Source organism: uncultured Jatrophihabitans sp. (genome assembly GCF_964252635.1).
Taxonomy (GTDB): Bacteria; Actinomycetota; Actinomycetes; order Mycobacteriales; family Jatrophihabitantaceae; genus Jatrophihabitans.
Window position 1 is genome coordinate 17,945 of record NZ_CAXUNP010000011.1, and the last position, 17,221, is coordinate 35,165.

Annotated in this window: 17 protein-coding genes; 8 read left to right on the forward strand and 9 right to left on the reverse strand. The window is 71.9% G+C overall.

Annotation, left to right across the window (positions count from 1 at the left end; translation table 11 throughout):
- Positions 1–38: 38 nt before the first annotated feature.
- Together cysN and cysD are read right to left on the reverse strand one after the other, a co-directional pair.
- Positions 39–1,892: a sulfate adenylyltransferase subunit CysN gene (gene cysN, locus ACFFCA_RS07020; RefSeq protein WP_375483177.1), complete on the reverse strand. Its 1,854-nt coding sequence runs from the start codon at positions 1,890–1,892 to the stop codon at positions 39–41.
- Positions 1,892–2,803 (reverse strand): sulfate adenylyltransferase subunit CysD, encoded by a 912-nt coding sequence (gene cysD / locus ACFFCA_RS07025; protein WP_375483179.1) that lies wholly within the window; start codon positions 2,801–2,803, stop codon positions 1,892–1,894. Before cysD ends, cysN begins: the two co-directional genes overlap by 1 nt.
- Before the next feature lie 152 nt (positions 2,804–2,955).
- On the opposite strand from cysD, the gene ACFFCA_RS07030 reads away from it, so the two are divergent.
- The 4 genes from ACFFCA_RS07030 to ACFFCA_RS07045 all read left to right on the forward strand — a co-directional run bounded on the left by ACFFCA_RS07030 (position 2,956) and on the right by ACFFCA_RS07045 (position 6,228).
- Entirely contained in the window at positions 2,956–3,984 is a 1,029-nt protein-coding gene (locus tag ACFFCA_RS07030; RefSeq protein WP_375483181.1) for a cation diffusion facilitator family transporter, read from the forward strand.
- A 46-nt stretch (positions 3,985–4,030) separates the two neighbouring features.
- On the forward strand, positions 4,031–4,870 hold the full coding sequence (locus tag ACFFCA_RS07035; protein WP_375483183.1) for an NAD-dependent protein deacetylase: 840 nt from the start codon (positions 4,031–4,033) through the stop codon (positions 4,868–4,870).
- A gap of 77 nt (positions 4,871–4,947) precedes the next feature.
- Complete coding sequence (locus ACFFCA_RS07040; RefSeq protein WP_375483185.1) at positions 4,948–5,544, forward strand: LysE family translocator; 597 nt, start codon at positions 4,948–4,950, stop codon at positions 5,542–5,544.
- 216 nt (positions 5,545–5,760) lie between these two features.
- On the forward strand, positions 5,761–6,228 hold the full coding sequence (locus tag ACFFCA_RS07045; RefSeq protein WP_375483364.1) for a DUF3145 family protein: 468 nt from the start codon (positions 5,761–5,763) through the stop codon (positions 6,226–6,228).
- A gap of 198 nt (positions 6,229–6,426) precedes the next feature.
- On the opposite strand, the gene ACFFCA_RS07050 is transcribed toward ACFFCA_RS07045, so the two are convergent.
- From ACFFCA_RS07050 to ACFFCA_RS07075, 6 genes are all read right to left on the reverse strand, one after another.
- The gene (locus tag ACFFCA_RS07050; RefSeq protein ID WP_375483187.1) at positions 6,427–7,842 is read right to left on the reverse strand and encodes an acyl-CoA carboxylase subunit beta; all 1,416 of its coding nucleotides are present in this window, start codon (positions 7,840–7,842) and stop codon (positions 6,427–6,429) included.
- A 14-nt stretch (positions 7,843–7,856) separates the two neighbouring features.
- The gene (locus tag ACFFCA_RS07055; protein ID WP_375483189.1) at positions 7,857–9,089 is read right to left on the reverse strand and encodes a beta-ketoacyl-[acyl-carrier-protein] synthase family protein; all 1,233 of its coding nucleotides are present in this window, start codon (positions 9,087–9,089) and stop codon (positions 7,857–7,859) included.
- 2 nt (positions 9,090–9,091) lie between these two features.
- Positions 9,092–9,334, reverse strand: a complete 243-nt coding sequence (locus ACFFCA_RS07060) for an acyl carrier protein (protein WP_375483191.1) — start codon at positions 9,332–9,334, stop codon at positions 9,092–9,094.
- Positions 9,335–9,422: 88 nt separating this feature from the next.
- Complete coding sequence (locus ACFFCA_RS07065; protein ID WP_375483193.1) at positions 9,423–10,388, reverse strand: beta-ketoacyl-ACP synthase III; 966 nt, start codon at positions 10,386–10,388, stop codon at positions 9,423–9,425.
- On the reverse strand, positions 10,385–11,566 hold the full coding sequence (locus tag ACFFCA_RS07070; RefSeq protein WP_375483195.1) for an ACP S-malonyltransferase: 1,182 nt from the start codon (positions 11,564–11,566) through the stop codon (positions 10,385–10,387). Before ACFFCA_RS07070 ends, ACFFCA_RS07065 begins: the two co-directional genes overlap by 4 nt.
- 162 nt (positions 11,567–11,728) lie before the next feature.
- Positions 11,729–12,907, reverse strand: coding sequence for a PucR family transcriptional regulator (locus ACFFCA_RS07075; RefSeq protein WP_375483366.1), 1,179 nt, complete (start codon positions 12,905–12,907; stop codon positions 11,729–11,731).
- 50 nt (positions 12,908–12,957) lie between these two features.
- Here ACFFCA_RS07075 and ACFFCA_RS07080 point away from each other — a divergent pair, with 50 nt between their 5' ends.
- From ACFFCA_RS07080 to ACFFCA_RS07095, 4 genes are read left to right on the forward strand one after another with little or no spacing between them, the layout of a single operon-like run.
- Entirely contained in the window at positions 12,958–14,025 is a 1,068-nt protein-coding gene (locus tag ACFFCA_RS07080) for a PHP domain-containing protein (protein ID WP_375483197.1), read from the forward strand.
- 60 nt (positions 14,026–14,085) lie between these two features.
- Positions 14,086–14,574: a pirin family protein gene (locus ACFFCA_RS07085; RefSeq protein WP_375483199.1), complete on the forward strand. Its 489-nt coding sequence runs from the start codon at positions 14,086–14,088 to the stop codon at positions 14,572–14,574.
- Positions 14,575–14,593: 19 nt separating this feature from the next.
- Positions 14,594–15,547, forward strand: coding sequence for an aldo/keto reductase (locus ACFFCA_RS07090; RefSeq protein WP_375483201.1), 954 nt, complete (start codon positions 14,594–14,596; stop codon positions 15,545–15,547).
- A 42-nt stretch (positions 15,548–15,589) separates the two neighbouring features.
- The gene (locus tag ACFFCA_RS07095; RefSeq protein ID WP_375483203.1) at positions 15,590–16,816 is read left to right on the forward strand and encodes an FAD-binding domain-containing protein; all 1,227 of its coding nucleotides are present in this window, start codon (positions 15,590–15,592) and stop codon (positions 16,814–16,816) included.
- Between the two features lie 4 nt (positions 16,817–16,820).
- On the opposite strand, the gene ACFFCA_RS07100 is transcribed toward ACFFCA_RS07095, so the two are convergent.
- Positions 16,821–17,147 (reverse strand): antibiotic biosynthesis monooxygenase family protein, encoded by a 327-nt coding sequence (locus ACFFCA_RS07100; RefSeq protein WP_375483205.1) that lies wholly within the window; start codon positions 17,145–17,147, stop codon positions 16,821–16,823.
- Positions 17,148–17,221: the final 74 nt, after the last annotated feature.

Here is a 17,221-nt window from a genome sequence, read left to right on the forward strand (position 1 = left end):
CGCTCATTCGATTTCTCTGTTCGCTCCGCAAGCGTCGCTCATTCGGTGATGCGCTCGACGAGGTCGAGCACGAGCGTGGCCTGGGCGGCCGCGTCGCCGTCCTCGGGGCGCAGCCGCAGGTGCGGCGACTCGGGCGCCTCGTAGGGGTCGTCGACACCGGTGAAGTGGGTGATCTCGCCGGCGCGGGCCTTCGCGTACATGCCCTTCGGGTCACGGGCCTCGCAGACGGCCAGCGGGGTGTCGACGAAGATCTCGGCGAACGGCAGGCCGGCCTCGGCGTGGGTCGCGCGGGCCCGCTCGCGGTCGGCCGCGTACGGGCTGACCAGCGACACGACGGCCACCACGCCGGCGTCGGCCAGCAGCTTCGCGACCTCGCCGACACGGCGCACGTTCTCGGCGCGGTCCTCGGCCGAGAAACCCAGGTTGCTGTTGAGCCCGTGCCGTAGGTTGTCACCGTCGAGCAGGTAGGCGGGGCGCCCGGACGCGACCAGACGGCGTTCGAGCTCGGCCGCCACGCTGGACTTCCCGGACCCGGACAGCCCGGTGAGCCAGACCGTCATGCCCTGGGTGGCGCGCTCCTGGCGTTGCACCGAGCCCGAGTGCCAGACGACCTGCGACTCGCGCTGCGACGGGCCGGTGATCATGCCGGCAGCGACCGTGCTGTTCGTGGCCTCGTCGACCAGGATGAAGCTGCCGGTCTCGCGGCTGCGTCGGTACGCGTCGAACAGCAGGGGCTGCTGGGTGCGCAGCCGCACCCGGCCGATCTCGTTGAGGCTCAGGCCGTCGGCCGTCTCGTCGCGGTGCAGGGTGTTGATGTCGAGGCGGTAGTCGAGCTCACGCACCACGGCCCGCGTCGAGCGGGTGGTGTGCTGGATCGTGTACCGCGCGCCGGGCGTCAGGCGGGCCTCGGAGGACATCCACGACACCATGGCGTCGATGTCCTGGCCGACGTGCGGGCGGTTGTGCGGGCGGCAGATCAGGTCGCCGCGGGCGATGTCGATGTCGTCGCTGAGCTCGACGGTGACCGCCTGACCGGCGAAGGCCTCGTCGACGCCGACCCCGCCGGGCTTCCAGATCGCCGTGATAGACGTGGTGAACCCCGACGGCAGCACGGTGACCTCGTCACCGTTGCGGATGACGCCGCTCGCGATGGTGCCCGCGTAGCCGCGGAAGTCGTGGAGGTCGCCGTGGGCGGCCTGCTGCGGGCGGATGACGTACTGCACCGGCAGCCGGACGTCGATCAGGTTGCGGTCGGACGCGATGTGGATGTCCTCGAGATGGTGCAGCAGCGAGGCGCCCTCGTACCAGGGCATGGCCTGGCTGCGTTCGACGACGTTGTCGCCGGTCAGCGCCGACATCGGGATGAAGGTCAGGTCGCTGACCTCGAGCTTGGTCGCGAAGCGGCGGAAGTCGTCGCGGATCTCCTCGTAGCGCTCGCGGGAGAAGTCGACGAGGTCCATCTTGTTGATGCAGACGACCAGGTGCGGGATGCCGAGCAGCGCCGCCAGGAACGCGTGCCGACGCGACTGCTCGAGCACGCCGTTGCGCGCGTCGATGAGGATCAGCGCGACGTCGGCCGTCGAGGCGCCGGTGACCATGTTGCGGGTGTACTGGATGTGGCCCGGGGTGTCGGCGATGATGAACTTGCGCTTGGGGGTCGCGAAGTACCGGTACGCGACATCGATGGTGATGCCCTGCTCCCGTTCGGCGCGCAGGCCGTCGGTCAGCAACGACAGGTCCGGGGCGTCGCCCCCGCGCGACTGGGTCGTCTTCTCGACCGCGGACAGCTGGTCCTCGAAGATGGCCTTGGAGTCGAAGAGCAACCGGCCGATGAGGGTGGACTTCCCGTCGTCGACAGAACCCGCGGTCGCAAGCCGCAGTAACTGGGACATCAGAAATAACCTTCCTTCTTGCGGTCCTCCATGCCGGCCTCACTGATCCGGTCGTCGGCGCGGGTGGCGCCGCGCTCGGTGAGGCGGGCGGCGGCAACCTCGACCACCACGGCGGCGGCATCCGCGGCAACGGACTCGACACAGCCGGTGCAGGTGGCGTCGCCGATCGTCCGGAAGCGCACCGTCGCGCGGTACGGGGTCTCGTCGGGCTCGGGCGTGATGAAGCGGTTGACGGCCAGCAGCATGCCGTCGCGCTCGACGACCTCGCGCTCGTGCGCGTAGTACAGCTCGGGCAGGTCGATGCCCTCGGCCTCGATGTAGGACCAGATGTCGAGCTCGGTCCAGTTCGACAGCGGGAACACCCGGATGTTCTCGCCCTTGCGGTGCCGGCCGTTGTACAGGCTCCACAGCTCCGGACGCTGGTTGCGGGGGTCCCACTGGCCGAACTCGTCGCGGAAGCTGAACACCCGCTCCTTGGCGCGGGCCTTCTCCTCGTCGCGCCGGGCGCCGCCGAAGACGGCACCGAACCGGTTCTCGGTGATGCCGCGCAGCAGCGTCACCGTCTGCAGCCGGTTGCGGGTGGCTCGGGGGCCGGTGTCCTCGACCGAGCGTCCGGCGTCGATGTCGTCCTGGACGCTGGCCACGATGAGCCGCAGGCCGTACTTCTCGACCGTCCGGTCGCGGAACGCGAGCACCTCGTCGAAGTTCTCGCCGGTGTCGACGTGCATCACCGGGAACGGGACGGGCGCCGGCCAGAACGCCTTGACGGCCAGGTGGAGCATGACCACCGAGTCCTTGCCGCCCGAGAACAGCAGCGCCGGCTTCTCGATGGTGGCGGCCACCTCACGGAAGATCTGCACGGCCTCCGACTCGAGCTTGTCCAGGTGGGACAGCTCATAGGACACGGTCATGGTGCGCGGTCTCCTCGTCAGAACGGTCTGGTGGGCCGGGTCGGGTGCGTCCCTGGGCCAACGTCCGGAGCCGCGATCGTATTGCCTCCACCTCGGTGCCCGGCCCGTCACCTCCGGGATTCGGCGACGGGGACGCTGGGCACGCTGCTGCCGTGACGTCCGCAGACCAAGAGGCACCGCCCCTGCAAAGCCCCGTGGCCCCCGCCGGCGAGGGCGAGGGTGAGAGCAGTCTCACCGTGCTGCTCGCCCTGGGCGCCAACCTCGGCGTGGGTGTGCTCAAGCTCGCCGCCGGGCTGATCACGGGTTCGGCGGCGCTGCTGTCCGAGGCCGCCCACTCGGCCGGTGACTGCACGACCGAGATCTTCCTGCTCACGGGGCAGAAGCGCTCCCAGCGCCCGGCCGACCGCACGCACCCGTTCGGCTACGGCAAGGAGCGTTACTTCTACTCCATGCTGGCCGCCGTCGCGATCTTCGTCTCCGGCGCCGCGTTCTCCTTCTACCAGGGCATCTCGACCATCATCGACGGCGAGGAGTCGAAGATGGTGTGGATCAACTACCCGGTCCTGCTGTTCGCCGCCGTGCTCGAGGGCACCTCGTTACGACAGGCCGCGAAGCAGATGCAGGGGGAGACGCGACGGCTGCGGCAGACCGTCCTGCAGTACCTGAAGACGCCGCGGGACCCCACCGTCGAGAGCGTGCTGCTCGAGGACAGCGCGGCCATCATCGGTCTGCTGTTCGCCGCCATCGGCGTGGCCCTGCACCAGCTCACCGGCTCGGCCGTCTACGACGGTGCGGCGTCGATCGCCATCGGGCTGCTGCTGCTGACGGTCTCGGGCACGCTGACCCGGGCGTGCAAGAACCTGCTGGTCGGCGTGCAGGCCGACCCCCGGTTCGTCCGGGAGATCGAGGCCTGGCTCGAGGAGCAGCCCGAGGTCGACGACGTCGTCGACCTGTTGACCATGCTCACCGGCACCGACAGCGTCCTGCTGTGCGCCCGGGTCGACTTCATCGACGCCACCACGGGCAGCGAGCTGGAGGAGGCCTGCGTGCGCCTCGACACCGAGTTGCGCCAGAAGTGGTCGACCCTCGACGAGATCTTCATCCAACCCGCGCCACGGCTGGACGTCGGCATGCGGGAACGGGTTCAGGAGCGCTACGGACGTGCCCTCGCCGAGGAGTGAGGCGTTCCCGTCCGGGAGTGTGCGCGACGTCGGGCACCATGGGTGGGTGACCACGACCGGCCTGGCGACGCAGCTCGACGAACTGCGTGAGCGGTTGCGGCTGGGCGGCGCGGTGGTGCTCAGCGGCGCCGGGCTGTCGACGGAGTCGGGGATCCCGGACTACCGCGGGCCGACGGGCGCGCAGCGCACCAACAGCCCGATGACCTACCAGGAGTTCGTCGGCTCGCCCGCGGGCCGGCACCGCTACTGGGCGCGCAGCTTCCTCGGCTGGGCGCAGATGGCCGAGGCGCGCCCCAACGCCGGCCACCGAGCGGTGGCCGAGCTCCAGCAGCTCGGGGTGCTCGACGGGATCATCACCCAGAACGTCGACGGCCTGCACCAGGCGGCCGGGGCGCACGGCGTCATCGAGTTGCACGGCGGGCTCGACGTCGTCGTCTGCCTGGAGTGCGGCAAGCGCGAGGCGCGGCGGACGCTGGACGGCCGATTGCGCGTGCTGAACCCGGACTTCCACGCCCGCGCCACCCGGGTCAATCCGGACGGAGACGCCGAGATCGCCGACGACCAGCTCGACGGCTTCGTGATGGCGCGGTGCCGGTACTGCGACGCCGACCTGGTCAAGCCCGACGTCGTCTTCTTCGGCGAGAACGTGCCCAAACCTCGCGTCGAGGCTTGCTACGCCCTGGTCGAGAACGCCCGCTCGCTGGTCGTGCTGGGCTCGTCGCTGACCGTCATGTCAGGGCTCCGGTTCGTCCGCCGGGCCGCCAAGCTCGGCATCGACGTCACGATCGTCAACCAGGGCGAGACCCGGGGCGACCCCCTGGCCGACCGCAAGCTCGAGCTACCGCTCGGGGATTCGCTCACTGCGCTGGCCGACGCCCTGCGCTGAGGCCCGATCGGGGCTGTCCGGTATTCGGTGTCGGCGCGGAGCAGGCGCGATCTAGGGTGACGCCTGTGCTGGTGTCGATGCTCGCGTTCCTCCTCGCGGCCGGGGTGATCGTCGTGCTCCCCGGGCCGGACACCCTGGTCGTGGTGCGCAGCATCCTGGTCGGCGGACGTCGCCGCGGGGTGGCTGCGGTGGCCGGCATCCAGTCAGGGCTGGTGGTCTGGATCGTGGCGGCCGCGTTGGGCCTGGCCGCCCTGCTCCGCGCCAGCGAGATCGCCTTCGACGTGCTGCGGGTGGCCGGTGCCGTCTACCTGGTCTGGCTCGGGGTGCAGAGCTGGCGCGGCAGAGGCGACGACAGGCTCGCGGCGACCAGGGGCGGGCTGCTGGGCACCGGCTTCCGTGGTGGGCTGCTGTCCAACCTGCTCAACCCCAAGATCGGCGTGTTCTTCGTGACCTTCCTGCCCGGGTTCATCCCGCGGGGCTACCCGGTGGCGGCCACGACCCTGCTGTTCGGTGCCGTGTTCGTCGCGATCAACATCGCCTATCAGGTGCTGCTGGTCGTCCTCGCCACCCGCATCACCGGCCTGATGGGGCGCCGATCGGTGCGCCGGCGGCTCGAGCGCGTCACCGGGGCCGTGTTGATCGGGTTCGGCGTGCGGCTCGCGACCGAGGGCTGAACACCCGGCCCCGGGGCCCGAATGTCGGTGGTCACTGGCGCAACAGGCGTCTCATAGGCCACAATGACTTAACACACCCGCTGTGCGGACGGAATCGCTGGGGAAGGCGTCGCCGTCGAATCAGGGAGGTGTGCGATGTCCGATACCCGAACGGGTGTCACCGGCCACGGTCAGGGTGCTGCCCGTGGGGGTCCGTCGACCCGTGGTGTGGTGTTCATGCACTGCTGCCCGTCGGCGCTCGCCCCACACGTCGAGTGGGCGCTGGCCGGTGTGCTGTCACGCCCGGCGCGCCTGCAGTGGAGCGCCCAGCCCGCTGCCCCGTCGCACCTGCGCGCCGAGGTGGCCTGGTCCGGTCCGATCGGTACCGCGGCGGCCCTGTGCGCGGCCTTGCGCGCCTGGCCGATGCTCGTGTTCGAGGTGACCGAGGACGCGACGTCGGCCAGCGACGGCGAGCGGCTCGCCTACGTTCCCGGGCGGGGCTTCCACCGCAGCCTCGTATCGGTCAGCGGGGACGTGCTGATCGGTGAGGAGCGGCTGCGCGGGCTGCTGTCCCGCGCGCGCACCGTCGAGGACTACCAGCACGGGGTCGCCGAGCTGCTCGGCACCGCGTGGGACGCCGAACTCGAGCCCTACCGGCAGGGCGGCGACGGCGCCCCCGTCACGCTGCTGCATCAGGTCGTCTGAACGACGTCGTCTAGATCCTTCCTCTGACGCGTGGATCTTCCTGCGCCGGTGTCGTGGTGACGTACGGCACGCAGGAAGATCGTTATTCGAGCCCGCCGACGCGTGGATCTTCCTGCGCCGGTGTCGTGGTGACGTACGGCACACAGGAAGATCGCTACTCGAGTGCGCGACGTAGGCAACCGCGCAACGGGATCGCCGTCACAGCGGGATGTTGCCGTGCGCGCCGCGGCCGCTGGGCGCCTCGGCCAGGGCCTGGGCCAGCGCGGCCCGGGTGTGCCGCGGCTCGATCAGCTCGTCGACGACCCCGAGTTCCATGGCCCGACCGACGCCGCCGGCGATGCGCTCGTGCTCGGCGGCCAGCGACGCGTGCAGCGCCTCCCGCTCACCGGGCGGTGCCGCGGCGAGCTTCTTGCGGTGCAGGATGCCGACCGCGGCCGACGCGCCCATGACGGCGACCTCGGCCTCCGGCCACGCGAAGACCTTCGTCGCCCCGAGCGAGCGCGAGTTCATAGCGATGTAGGCGCCGCCGTAGGTCTTACGGGTCACCAACGTCACCCGCGGCACCACCGATTCGCCGAACGCGTGCAGCAGCTTGGCGCCGCGACGCACGATGCCGTCCCACTCCTGGCCGACGCCGGGCAGGTAGCCGGGGACGTCGACGAGCACGACCAGCGGCACACCGAACGCGTCGCACATCCGCACGAAGCGGGCCGCCTTCTCGGCCGACGGCGAGTCCAGGCAGCCGCCGAGCCGCAGCGGGTTGTTGGCGATCACGCCGACCGTCCGGCCGGTCAGCCGACCGAGCCCGGTGACGATGTTGGGGGCCCACTTCTCGTGCAGCTCCAGGAAACCGCCCTCGTCGAGCAGCGCCGCGACGATCGGGTGCACGTCGTAGGCGCGCTTGGGGTTGTCGGGCAGCAACGACTTGATGTCGTGGTCGGGGCCGAGCTGGGTGAGGTCGAAGCTGCCCTGCCGCGCCAGCAGGGAGGTGACCGACTGCGCCGCGGCGTAGGCGGCCTCCTCGTCGTCGGTGACGACGTGCACGACGCCGGAGCGCCGGCCGTGGGTGTCGGGGCCGCCGAGGGACTCCATGTCGACGTTCTCGCCGGTGACCGACCGGACGACGTCCGGGCCCGTGACGAACACGCGCCCGCCCGTCGACATGATCACGACGTCGGTCAGGGCCGGGCCGTACGCCGCACCGCCGGCGGCCGGGCCGAGCACGACCGAGATCTGTGGGACCCGGCCGGAGGCGCGGATCATGGCCTGGAAGACGAGGCCCACCGCGTGCAGGGCCAGCACCCCCTCGGCCAGGCGCGCGCCGCCGGAGTGCCAGAGCCCGATGACCGGCACCCGCTCGCGGACGGCGGTGTCGATCGCGTCGACGATGTGCCGGCACCCGGCCTCGCCCATCGCGCCGCCCATAACGGTGGCGTCGGTGCAGTAGGAGATCGTCGGGTTGCCGTTGATGCGCCCGCGGGCGGCCACCACGCCGCTGTCGTCACGCGGACGCAGCAGCTCGGTGGTGCCGACGTCGAACAGGTGCTCGAGGCGCAGGACCGGGTCGCGCGGGTCGCGTTGCTCGACGGCCGGGGGAGTGGCGAGGGCGGTCATGGGTTCTCCTGGACTCAGGCCTTGCGGAACACGAGGGACGCGTTGTGGCCGCCGAAGCCGAAGGAGTCGTTGACGGCGGCGGTGACGCGCATCTCGCGGGCCTCGCGCGGGACGTCGAGCTTGAGCTCGTCGTCCGGGTCGTCGAGGTTGATGGTCGGTGGCACGACGTCGTGGAACACCGAGAGCACGGTGGCGACCGACTCGATGGCACCGGCGGCGCCGAGCAGGTGCCCGGTCATCGACTTGGTGCCGGTGACGACGGTGTCCTCACCGAACAGATCGGCGACGGCGCCCGCCTCGCCCATGTCGCCGACGGGCGTCGACGTGGCGTGGGCGTTGACGTGGACGATGTCGTCGAAACCGAGCCCTGAACGGCGGATCGCGAGCTCGAGCGCGCGCACCTGTCCGGACTTGTCGGGCTGGACGATGTCGTAGGCGTCGGAGGTGATGCCGGCGCCGGCGAGCACCGCGTACGGCGTGCGGCCCCGTGCGGCGGCCGACGACGCGCGCTCGAGTACGAGGGCACCCGCGCCCTCACCGAGGACGAAGCCGTCGCGGCCCTTGTCCCACGGCCGGGAGGCGGCCTGCGGTTCGTCGTTGCGGGTCGACATCGCGCGCATCTGCGCGAACCCGGCGATGTTCAGCGGGTGGATGCAGGCCTCGGTGCCGCCGACGAGCACGACGTCGGCGCGGTCGAGCTGCAGCAGGTCCAGGCCGTACGCGACCGCCTCGGACCCGGACGCGCAGGCGCTGACGCAGGTGTGCACGCCGGCCTGGGCGCCGATGTCGAGCCCGACGTAGGCAGCCGGGCCGTTCGGCATGTTCATCGGGATCAGCAGCGGGGAGACACGGCCGGGTCCCTTCTCCAGCATGGTGTCGTACTGGGCCAGCAGGCTGGTGACGCCGCCGATACCGGTGCCCATGACGACCGCGACGCGGGTGGGTTCGAGCCCGGCCTCGGAGGCGGTGCCCTCGAACCCGGCGTCGGCCCAGGCCTCGTGGGCGGCGACCAGCGCGGCCTGCTCGCTGCGGTCGAGCCGGCGGGCCTGCTTGCGCGGCAGCACCTCGGCCGGGTCGACGGCCATCGGGGCGGCGATGCGCACGGTCAGGTCGGTGGCCCAGTCGTCGGTCAGGGCGACGGCGCCGGACCGTCCTTCGAGCAGGCCGGACCAGAACGTGGCGACGTCGCCACCGAGCGGCGTGGTGGCGCCGAGCCCGGTGACGACGACGTCCTCATGCGTGGCCATTGTCAGGCGTTCGACTCGATGTACTTGACGGCGTCGCCGACGGTCTTGAGCTTGGGCAGCTCGTCGTCGGGGATCTTGACGCCGAACTGCTCCTCGGCCGCCATCGCCACCTCGACCATCGACAGCGAGTCGACGTCGAGGTCGTCGACGAAGCTCTTCTCGTCGCTGACGTCGCCGGGCTCGACGTCGGCGACGTCGTTGAGGATGGAGGCGAGGCCGGAACGGATCTCGTCGGCACTGGGCACTGGGGTGGTCCTCTCTCATCGGGTGGTGCTGTCGGGTGGTGCTGGTGATGCGGGTCGGTGACGCCGTACCCGGCGGGTGCCGCGGACGTCAGGGGGCGAGCACGACCTGGCCGGCGAAGGCCAGGCCGGCGCCGAAGCCGAGCAGCAGCACGGGCGCACCGGAGGGCACCTCGCCGCGTTCGACCATGCGCGAGAGCGCGAGCGGGATGGTGGCGGCCGAGGTGTTGCCGGACGTCTCGATGTCGCGGGCGACGACGGCGTTCGGCAACCCGATGCGGCGGGCCAGTGCGTCGATGATGCGCAGGTTGGCCTGGTGCGGCACGAAGGCGGCGATGTCCTCGATGGCGACGCCGGCCCGCTCGCAGGCCTCGAGCGCGACCGGGGCCATCTCTCCGGTGGCCCAGCGATACACGGCCTGGCCCTCCTGGCGGAAGAACCGGCTCTGCTCGTCGATGGTGACCGTGTCGTACTGCGCACCGTCGCTGCCCCACACGACCGGGCCGAACCCGGGGGAGTCGGACGGGCCGACGACGGCCGCGCCGGCGCCGTCGCCGAGGATGATGCAGGTCGAGCGGTCGGCCATGTCCAGCCAGCCGGAGAAGCGTTCGGACGCGATGACCAGCGCGTGCCGGGCCTGGCCGGTGAGCACGGCGGCGGAGGCGGCGTTGACCGCGTAGACGAAGCCGGAGCAGCCGGAGTTGACGTCGTAGGCGCCCGGGGAGTCGATGCCGAGGCGGGTGGCGACGTTCGGGGCGGCGCCCGGCACCGGCGTCGGCATCGTGCAGGTGGCGACGATGACGAGGTCGACGTCCTCGGGGGACACGCCGCTGGCGGCCAGCGCCTTGCTGCCGGCCTGCTCGGCCATGTCCACGACCGTCTCGTCGGGGTCGGCCCAGCGGCGTTCGGCGATGCCGACCCGGCTCTTGATCCACGCGTCGTCGGTGTCGACGCCGCGCGCGATGAGGTCGTGGTTGGTGACGACGTTGGTCGGCCGGTAGTGGCCCAGGCCCAGGATGCGGGTGCCGGCCGGGCCGGTGGTCAGCGAGAGCGTCATGACGCCTCCGTCCCCGACGACAGCCGGGCCACGGGTAACCCCGCGGCGACGATGTCCCCGTCGTGGCGCAACCACTCGTCGAGCACGCCACTGGCCCCGGCCAGGATGACCTCTTCGGACCGGTTGGTGCGCACCGTCCCGATCTGCGTGCCGCGATCGACCTTCGTGCCCTCGTCGAGCGCGTCGGCGCGGGTGAACACGCCCTTGGACGGCATGACCACGACGCGGAAGTCGGGGGTGTGCTCGCCCTGGCCGTGCTGCGGGCGGCTGGCCACGAGCGTGCGTGCGGCGTCGAGGTCGTCGGGGGTCTTGACGGCGACCAGCTCGACGCCCTTGAGCTCGCGCTTGGCGATGCCGGTCAGCACGCCGGCCGGCGCCAGTTCGATCGCGGCGGTGACCCCGAGGTGCGCGCAGGTGGCCAGGCAGAGGTCCCAGCGCACGGGCAGGGTGACCTGACGGACGAGCCGGGCCAGCAGCTCGCGGCCCGAGGTCAGCGCCGAGCCGTCGGCGTTGGACAGCAGGATCGGGTGCGGGTCGGCGATGTCGATCGTCTCGGCGTAGGAGCCGAGGGCCTGCTCCGCGGGGGCCATGAAGTGGGTGTGGAACGCCCCGGCGACCTTCAACGGTCGGACGGCGCGGATGCCTTCGGGCGGGTTCGCGGCGAACGCCTCGAGGGCGTCGAGCGCGCCGGCGGCGACGATCTGGCCGGCGCCGTTGCGGTTGGCGGGGGTCAGCCCGGCCGCCTCGATGGCGGCCGCGACCGCGTCGGGGTCGCCGCCGCCGAGCACCGCGGACATGCCGCTGGGCGTCAGCGCGCAGGCTGCGGCCATCTCGGCGCCGCGACGGCCGGCGAAGGTGACGGCGTCGACGGGTGACAGCGCGCCGGCGACCGCGGCGGCGGTCAGTTCGCCGACGCTGTGGCCGGCGACGACCCGTTCCTCGGCGTCGGCGAGCCCGAGCTGCTCGGCGGCGATGACGCCGAGCGCCACGAGCAGCGGCTGGGTGACGGCGGTGTCGGTGATCTCGTCGGCGTCGGCGGTGGTGCCGAGCCGCTCGAGGTCGAGCCCGGTGGCCTCGGAGAATGCGGCGACCTGCTCACGCACGCCGTCGAGCTCGAGCCACGGGCTGAGCATGCCGGGCGACTGCGCGCCCTGCCCCGGGGCGAATACGGCTATCACGACCTACAGCTTCGTCCTGGTCGGGCCCGGATGGCGACCGTGACACTCACAGCGTTCCGGGGCCAGGTTTGTAGGACATCGACAGTCGTGACGGGTGGATTGCCGTCCTGTGGCCGGTCGGCGTCCGATCGGGTTGTGGATTACCTCAGCATCACGCAGTGCTCAGACAACCGCGTCGTCGAGGCGCCCGAGGACCAGGGCCACCCGCAGGGTGAGTGCGCCGCGGGCGTCGGTGGGTGCCTCGCCGCAGATCTCGGCGACCCGTCGCAGCCGGTACCGCACGGTGTTGGCGTGCACGAACAGCACCCGGGCGGTCGCCTCGAGCGCCCCGCCGGCGTCGAGGAAGGCGGCCACCGTCTCGACGAGCCCACCCCCCGCGGCGACCAGTGGGCGGTACACGTCGGTGACCAGCTGCTCGCGGGCCTCGACGTCGCCGGCGAGCGCGCGCTCGGGCAGCAGGGCGTCGGCGTCGACGGGCCGGGGCGCCCCCGGCCAGGCCGACACGGCGCGCAGCCCGCTGAGCGCGGCCCGGGTGACCCGGCCGGCCGCCGCCAGGTCGGGGGCGACCGGCCCGATCACGACAGGCCCGTCACCGAACACCGGCAGCAGCCGGGTGGCAATCTCGTGGGCCCCGGCCGCGCCGTCGGTGACGCCGCCGACGACCACGACGAGGCGGTCGGCGTGCAGGCCGGCCATGGCGTCGAGGCCGCGGCGCGCGGCGCGGGTGTGCACGGCGGTCAGGGCGACGTCGGTCGGCCCGCTCGGCGCCGGGCCGACGATGCTGACGATGGCCCCCGAGTCCTGCCAGCCCAGCGCGGCCAGCTGGCTGGGCAGCGGGTCGCCGACCAGTGAGCCGCTGACCAGGTTGTCGATGACGAGCGCCTCGAGCCGCCGGTCCCAGGACCCGCGGTTCTCGGCGGCGGTGGCGTAGACGCGGGCAGCGGCGAACGCGATTTCGCGGCTGAAGCGCAGCAGCTCGTTGCGGACCAGCGCCTCGTCGGTGGGCCCGGCGAGGTCGGGCACGTGCGCCTCGGCGACGGCGATGGCCTCGCGGACCAGCTCGACGGTCTGGGCGAGCGTGACACTGCTGGCCATGGCCTGCGGCGCGGCGGCGAACACCTCGCCGGTCAGGCGCAGCACGTCGTCCGGGGTCCGCACCCACTCGACGAACGACTGCAGGCCGGCCTGGGCCACCAGGGTCACCCAGGAGCGCTGGTCGGCGGGCAGCTCCCGGAACCACGGAAGCTTCTCGTCCATGCGGGCGACGCTCTGGGTGGCCAGCCGCCCGATCGACTGTTCGATGCGCCGCACCGTCTCCACCTCGAGACCGGCACGCGGCATCAACTCGCTGACCACGCGACCAGCCTTTCATGCCGCACTACGGTCGGGATATGCCAGATGCACGGGACCCGGTCGCCGACCTCAAGCAGATCGCCTACCTGCTCGAGCGGGCCCGCGAGCCGTCCTTCCGGGTGAAGGCGTTCCGCAACGCGGCCGACGTCGTCGAGGACCTCGGCCCGGACGAGGTCGCGGCCCGGGTCGAGGCCGGCACCATCGGCAAGGTCAAGGGCATCGGCAAGACGACGGCGCTGTGCGTCACCGAGTCGGTACGCGGCGAGGAGCCGGAGTATTTGCGTCGCCTGGAGGCCGCGCAGGCGTCGGAGAACGACCCGGCCGACGACGCGACGGCGGCGATCCGGCAGGCGCTGCGCGGTGACTGCCACCTGCACTCCGACTGGTCCGACGGCGGCTCGCCGATCCCCGAGATGGCGGCGGCCGCCCGGCGCCTCGGCCACGAGTACATGGTGCTCACCGACCACTCCCCGTCGCTGACCGTCGCCAACGGGTTGTCGGCGGAGCGGCTGGAGAAGCAGTTGGACGTGATCGCCGGGCTGAACGAGGGCTACGCGAACGACGGCGAAACGCCGTTCCGCATCCTCACCGGCATCGAGGTCAACATCAACGACGACGGCACGCTGGACCAGAAGCCGGCACTGCTCGCTCGGCTCGACCTGGTGGTGGCCAGCGTCCACGGCAAGCTGCGGATGCCGAGCGACGAGATGACCCCGCGCATGGTGGCCGCGATCGCCAACCCGAACACCGACGTGCTCGGCCACTGCACCGGGCGCCTGGTGACGGGTGAGCGCGGCACCCGCCCGGAGTCGGAGTTCGACGCCGACATCGTGTTCGCGGCGTGCGAGGCGTTCGGCGTCGCCGTCGAGATCAACTCCCGTCCCGAGCGGCTCGACCCGCCGACGCGGTTGCTGCGGCAGGCCGTCGAGGCGGGGTGCTTGGTCAGCATCGACACCGACGCGCACGCACCCGGGCAGCTCGAGTGGCAGGGCAACGGGTGCGAGCGGGCGGCCCGGTGCGAGGTGCCGGTCGGGTCGATCGTCGACACGTGGACGGCCGACGACCTGCTCGCCTGGACGGCCGATCACGACCACCGACCCGCGTGAGCGACGCTTGCGGAGCGAACGAAGGACGTCATTGCTCGGCCGCCCGAACGGAGTGAGGGCGTGACCTACGAGAGCGTGCAGCCGGGCATCGTCTCGAAGCACACCTTCTCCGCCGGCGCGCACTACGACCCCGACAACGTCGCGTTCGGGCCGATCGTCGGGCTCGACGAGCACACGGTCGACCCGGGCGCGGGGTTCGACTGGCACGGGCACCGGGGCGTGCACATCGTCAGCTGGGTGCTGGCGGGCACGTTGCGCCACGAGGACTCGAACGGCGTCGAACGTTTCGTCCGGCCGGGTGTGCTGCTGGTGCAGTCGACGGGCGGCGGCATCCGGCACCGTGAGACGAACGCGTCCGACACCGAGCCGCTGCGGTTCGTGCAGATCACCCTGCTGGGGGACGGGCCGACGTCCGTTGGTACGACGACGCCGCCGGCGACCGTGGGTGGTGTGCGGATCACCGTCGAAGCCGTGCCGAAGCGCGCCGCGCACGAGTTGGTGCACGAGCTGGGCGGCGGCCGGTATCTCGTCCTGACACTGCTCGACTGAGGCCTCGTACGGTGGACGCATGGAGCGAACGAACCTCGGCGGACTGACCACCTCGATCCAGGGCCTCGGCTGCATGGGCATGAGCCAGAGCTACGGACCCGGCGACTGGGACGAGTCGATCTCGGTGATCAACCGCGCCGTCGAACTCGGCGTCACGCTGATCGACACCGCGAACGTGTACGGCGCGGGGCACAACGAGGTGCTGGTCGGCCGCGCACTGCACGACCGTCGCGACCAGGTCGAGCTCGCCACCAAGTTCGGCATCGACAACACGCTGGGCTGGGACCGTCGCACGGTCCACGGGACCGCCGCGTACGTGAAGCAGGCCTGTGCCGATTCGTTGACGCGGCTCGGGGTCGACCACATCGACCTGTACTACCTGCACCGCCCGCCGCAGGACGCCGAGATCGAGGAGACCGTCGGCGCCATGGCCGAGCTCGTCGACGAGGGCAAGGTCCGTCACCTCGGCCTGTCCGAGGTCGACGACGACCTGCTGCGGCGCGCGCACGCCGTACACCCGATCGCCGCGGTCCAGAGCGAGTACTCGATCTTCACGCGGGACCCCGAGACGACGGTGCTGCCGGCCCTACGGGAGCTCGGGGTCGGGCTCGTGCCGTTCTCGCCGCTGGGCCGCGGGTTCCTCACCGGCGTCCTCGACCGGTCGTCCTTGGGCAACCAGGACTTCCGTGCGCGTAACCCGCGCTTCCAGGGTGACGCCGGCGACGCGAACCAGCGCATCGTCGACGTCGTCGTCTCCGTCGCCGAGCGCAAGGGTGCCACCGCGGCGCAGGTGGCGCTGGCCTGGGTGACGCAACGCGCGTCGGCGCTGGGGGTACCGGTGGTGCCGATCCCGGGCACCAAGCGGCGGACGTGGCTCGAGCAGAACGTAGCCGCCCTGGACGTCGTTCTCGACGAGTCCGACCTCGCCGAGCTCGACCCGCTCGGCGACCAGGTGGCCGGCGCGCGCTACTGAGCCGCCCCGCCTGCTGATCGGGAAAGTGGGCAGACCCAGCACATGAGTGTGCTGCAGTCGCCCCCGTCCGTGGCCGACGGCGCCGAGCAGGAGGACGTCGTGCGGTGGGTGGCCGAGCACCTCGGACATCTCGCCAGGGAAGGCGCCGACGGGATCCGTCCCGGTGCCTTCGCCGGTGGTCAGGCCGCGGCCGACGCCGCGCTGGCCACGCTCGACATCACGAACTACGCCCGCCGTCGCAGCGAGGTGCTGCCCGAGTCCCGTCGCGGCGCGTCGCGGATGTCGCCCTACATCCGGCACGGGCTGCTGCAGCTGCCCGAGGTGTGGAAGGCCGTCGGCGACGCGCCGCCCAACGACCGCCGCCGCTACCGCGACGAGCTGCTGTGGCAGGAGTACGCGCGACACCTGTACGCGCGGGTGGGCCCGTCGTTGGGGGCTCCGTTGCGCAACGAGCAGCCCGCTGCCGCCGCGTGGGAGGGCGAGCCCTGGCCGTCCCGGATGCGCTGCATGGAGCACGTCGTCGGCGAGCTGCACGAGAACGGCTGGCTGGTGAACCAGACCCGGATGTGGCTGGCTTCGCAATGGTCGGTACGCGCCGGGGCGGAGTGGCGGGACGGCGAGGACGAGTTCTTCGTCCACCTGCTCGACGGCTCGCGCGCTGCCAACCGGCTCGGCTGGCAGTGGACGGTGGGCACCGGGAGCGGCAAGCCGTACGGGTTCAGCCGCTGGCAGGTGCAGAAGCGGGCGCCGCAGCTGTGCCGCGAGTGCGCACTGTCGGACGCGTGCCCGATCGAGGATTGGCCCGACGGGTCCCGGGGGCCGTCGGTCGACGGGCCCGAGCTCGGGCGTGCGGAGACGCCGGCGGGCCCGGCCGCGGTCGACGGCAGCGGCGGCGCGACCGTCTGGCTGACCGCCGAGTCGCTGGGCACCGGCGATCCCGCGCTGGCCGCCGACCCCGACCGTCCGGCCGTCTTCGTGTTCGACGAGCCGTTGCTGCGTCGGCTGCGGCTGTCGGGCAAGCGCCTGGTGTTCCTGGCCGAGACGCTGGGCGAGCTCGCGGCGACGCGCCGGCTCGAGGTCCGGCTCGGCCGGGTCGTCGACGAGCTGGCCGACTACGAGCTGGCGACCACGTGGGCGCCGGTGCCGGGGTGGGCGACGCGCGCCGGCGCGTTGCGTCCCGTCGAGGTGCACCCCTGGCCGTGGCTGGCACGGCCGAACGGCGGTCCGGTGCGGTCGTACTCGGCCTGGCGCAAATCGCTCAAGGTCTGACGGGTCAGTTCGTCACGGCGATCTCGTAGTTCCAGACCTCGCTGTGGACGCCGACCGGTTTCGCGGGCGCGGCCTCGCCGTCGGAGCGCTCGGCGGCGCTGCGGTGTCCATGCGCGAACGCGGGTGAGTTCACCCAGGCGTCGAAGGCCTGCTCGTCGCGCCAGCGGGTGATGACGAGCCAGGTGGTGCGGTCGTCGACCGGCTTCAGCAGCTCGAAGCCCTCGAACCCGTCCTGGTCGTCGACGGCGCCCGCGCGGGCCGCGAAGCGGTGGGCGAGCTCGTCGCCGCTGCCGGCCTCGACGGTGATGGCGTTGATCTTGATGATGGTCACGCCCCCCATTCTCGCCCTTCGCGGCGCTTGTCAGCTGAGATGGTCACGATTCGAGCGCGATCAGCGACCATCTC

What these genes read in the sequence shown, in the direction of transcription:
- cysN (WP_375483177.1), bottom strand. Translation starts at nt 1,892, where the DNA reads ATGTCCCAGTTACTGCGGCTTGCGACCGCGGGTTCTGTCGACGACGGG.
- cysD (WP_375483179.1), bottom strand. Translation starts at nt 2,803, where the DNA reads ATGACCGTGTCCTATGAGCTGTCCCACCTGGACAAGCTCGAGTCGGAG.
- ACFFCA_RS07040 (WP_375483185.1), top strand. Translation starts at nt 4,948, where the DNA reads ATGCTCGCGTTCCTCCTCGCGGCCGGGGTGATCGTCGTGCTCCCCGGG.
- ACFFCA_RS07045 (WP_375483364.1), top strand. Translation starts at nt 5,761, where the DNA reads ATGCACTGCTGCCCGTCGGCGCTCGCCCCACACGTCGAGTGGGCGCTG.
- ACFFCA_RS07050 (WP_375483187.1), bottom strand. Translation starts at nt 7,842, where the DNA reads ATGACCGCCCTCGCCACTCCCCCGGCCGTCGAGCAACGCGACCCGCGC.
- ACFFCA_RS07055 (WP_375483189.1), bottom strand. Translation starts at nt 9,089, where the DNA reads ATGGCCACGCATGAGGACGTCGTCGTCACCGGGCTCGGCGCCACCACG.
- ACFFCA_RS07065 (WP_375483193.1), bottom strand. Translation starts at nt 10,388, where the DNA reads ATGACGCTCTCGCTGACCACCGGCCCGGCCGGCACCCGCATCCTGGGC.
- ACFFCA_RS07075 (WP_375483366.1), bottom strand. Translation starts at nt 12,907, where the DNA reads ATGCCGCGTGCCGGTCTCGAGGTGGAGACGGTGCGGCGCATCGAACAG.
- ACFFCA_RS07080 (WP_375483197.1), top strand. Translation starts at nt 12,958, where the DNA reads ATGCCAGATGCACGGGACCCGGTCGCCGACCTCAAGCAGATCGCCTAC.
- ACFFCA_RS07090 (WP_375483201.1), top strand. Translation starts at nt 14,594, where the DNA reads ATGGAGCGAACGAACCTCGGCGGACTGACCACCTCGATCCAGGGCCTC.
- ACFFCA_RS07095 (WP_375483203.1), top strand. Translation starts at nt 15,590, where the DNA reads ATGAGTGTGCTGCAGTCGCCCCCGTCCGTGGCCGACGGCGCCGAGCAG.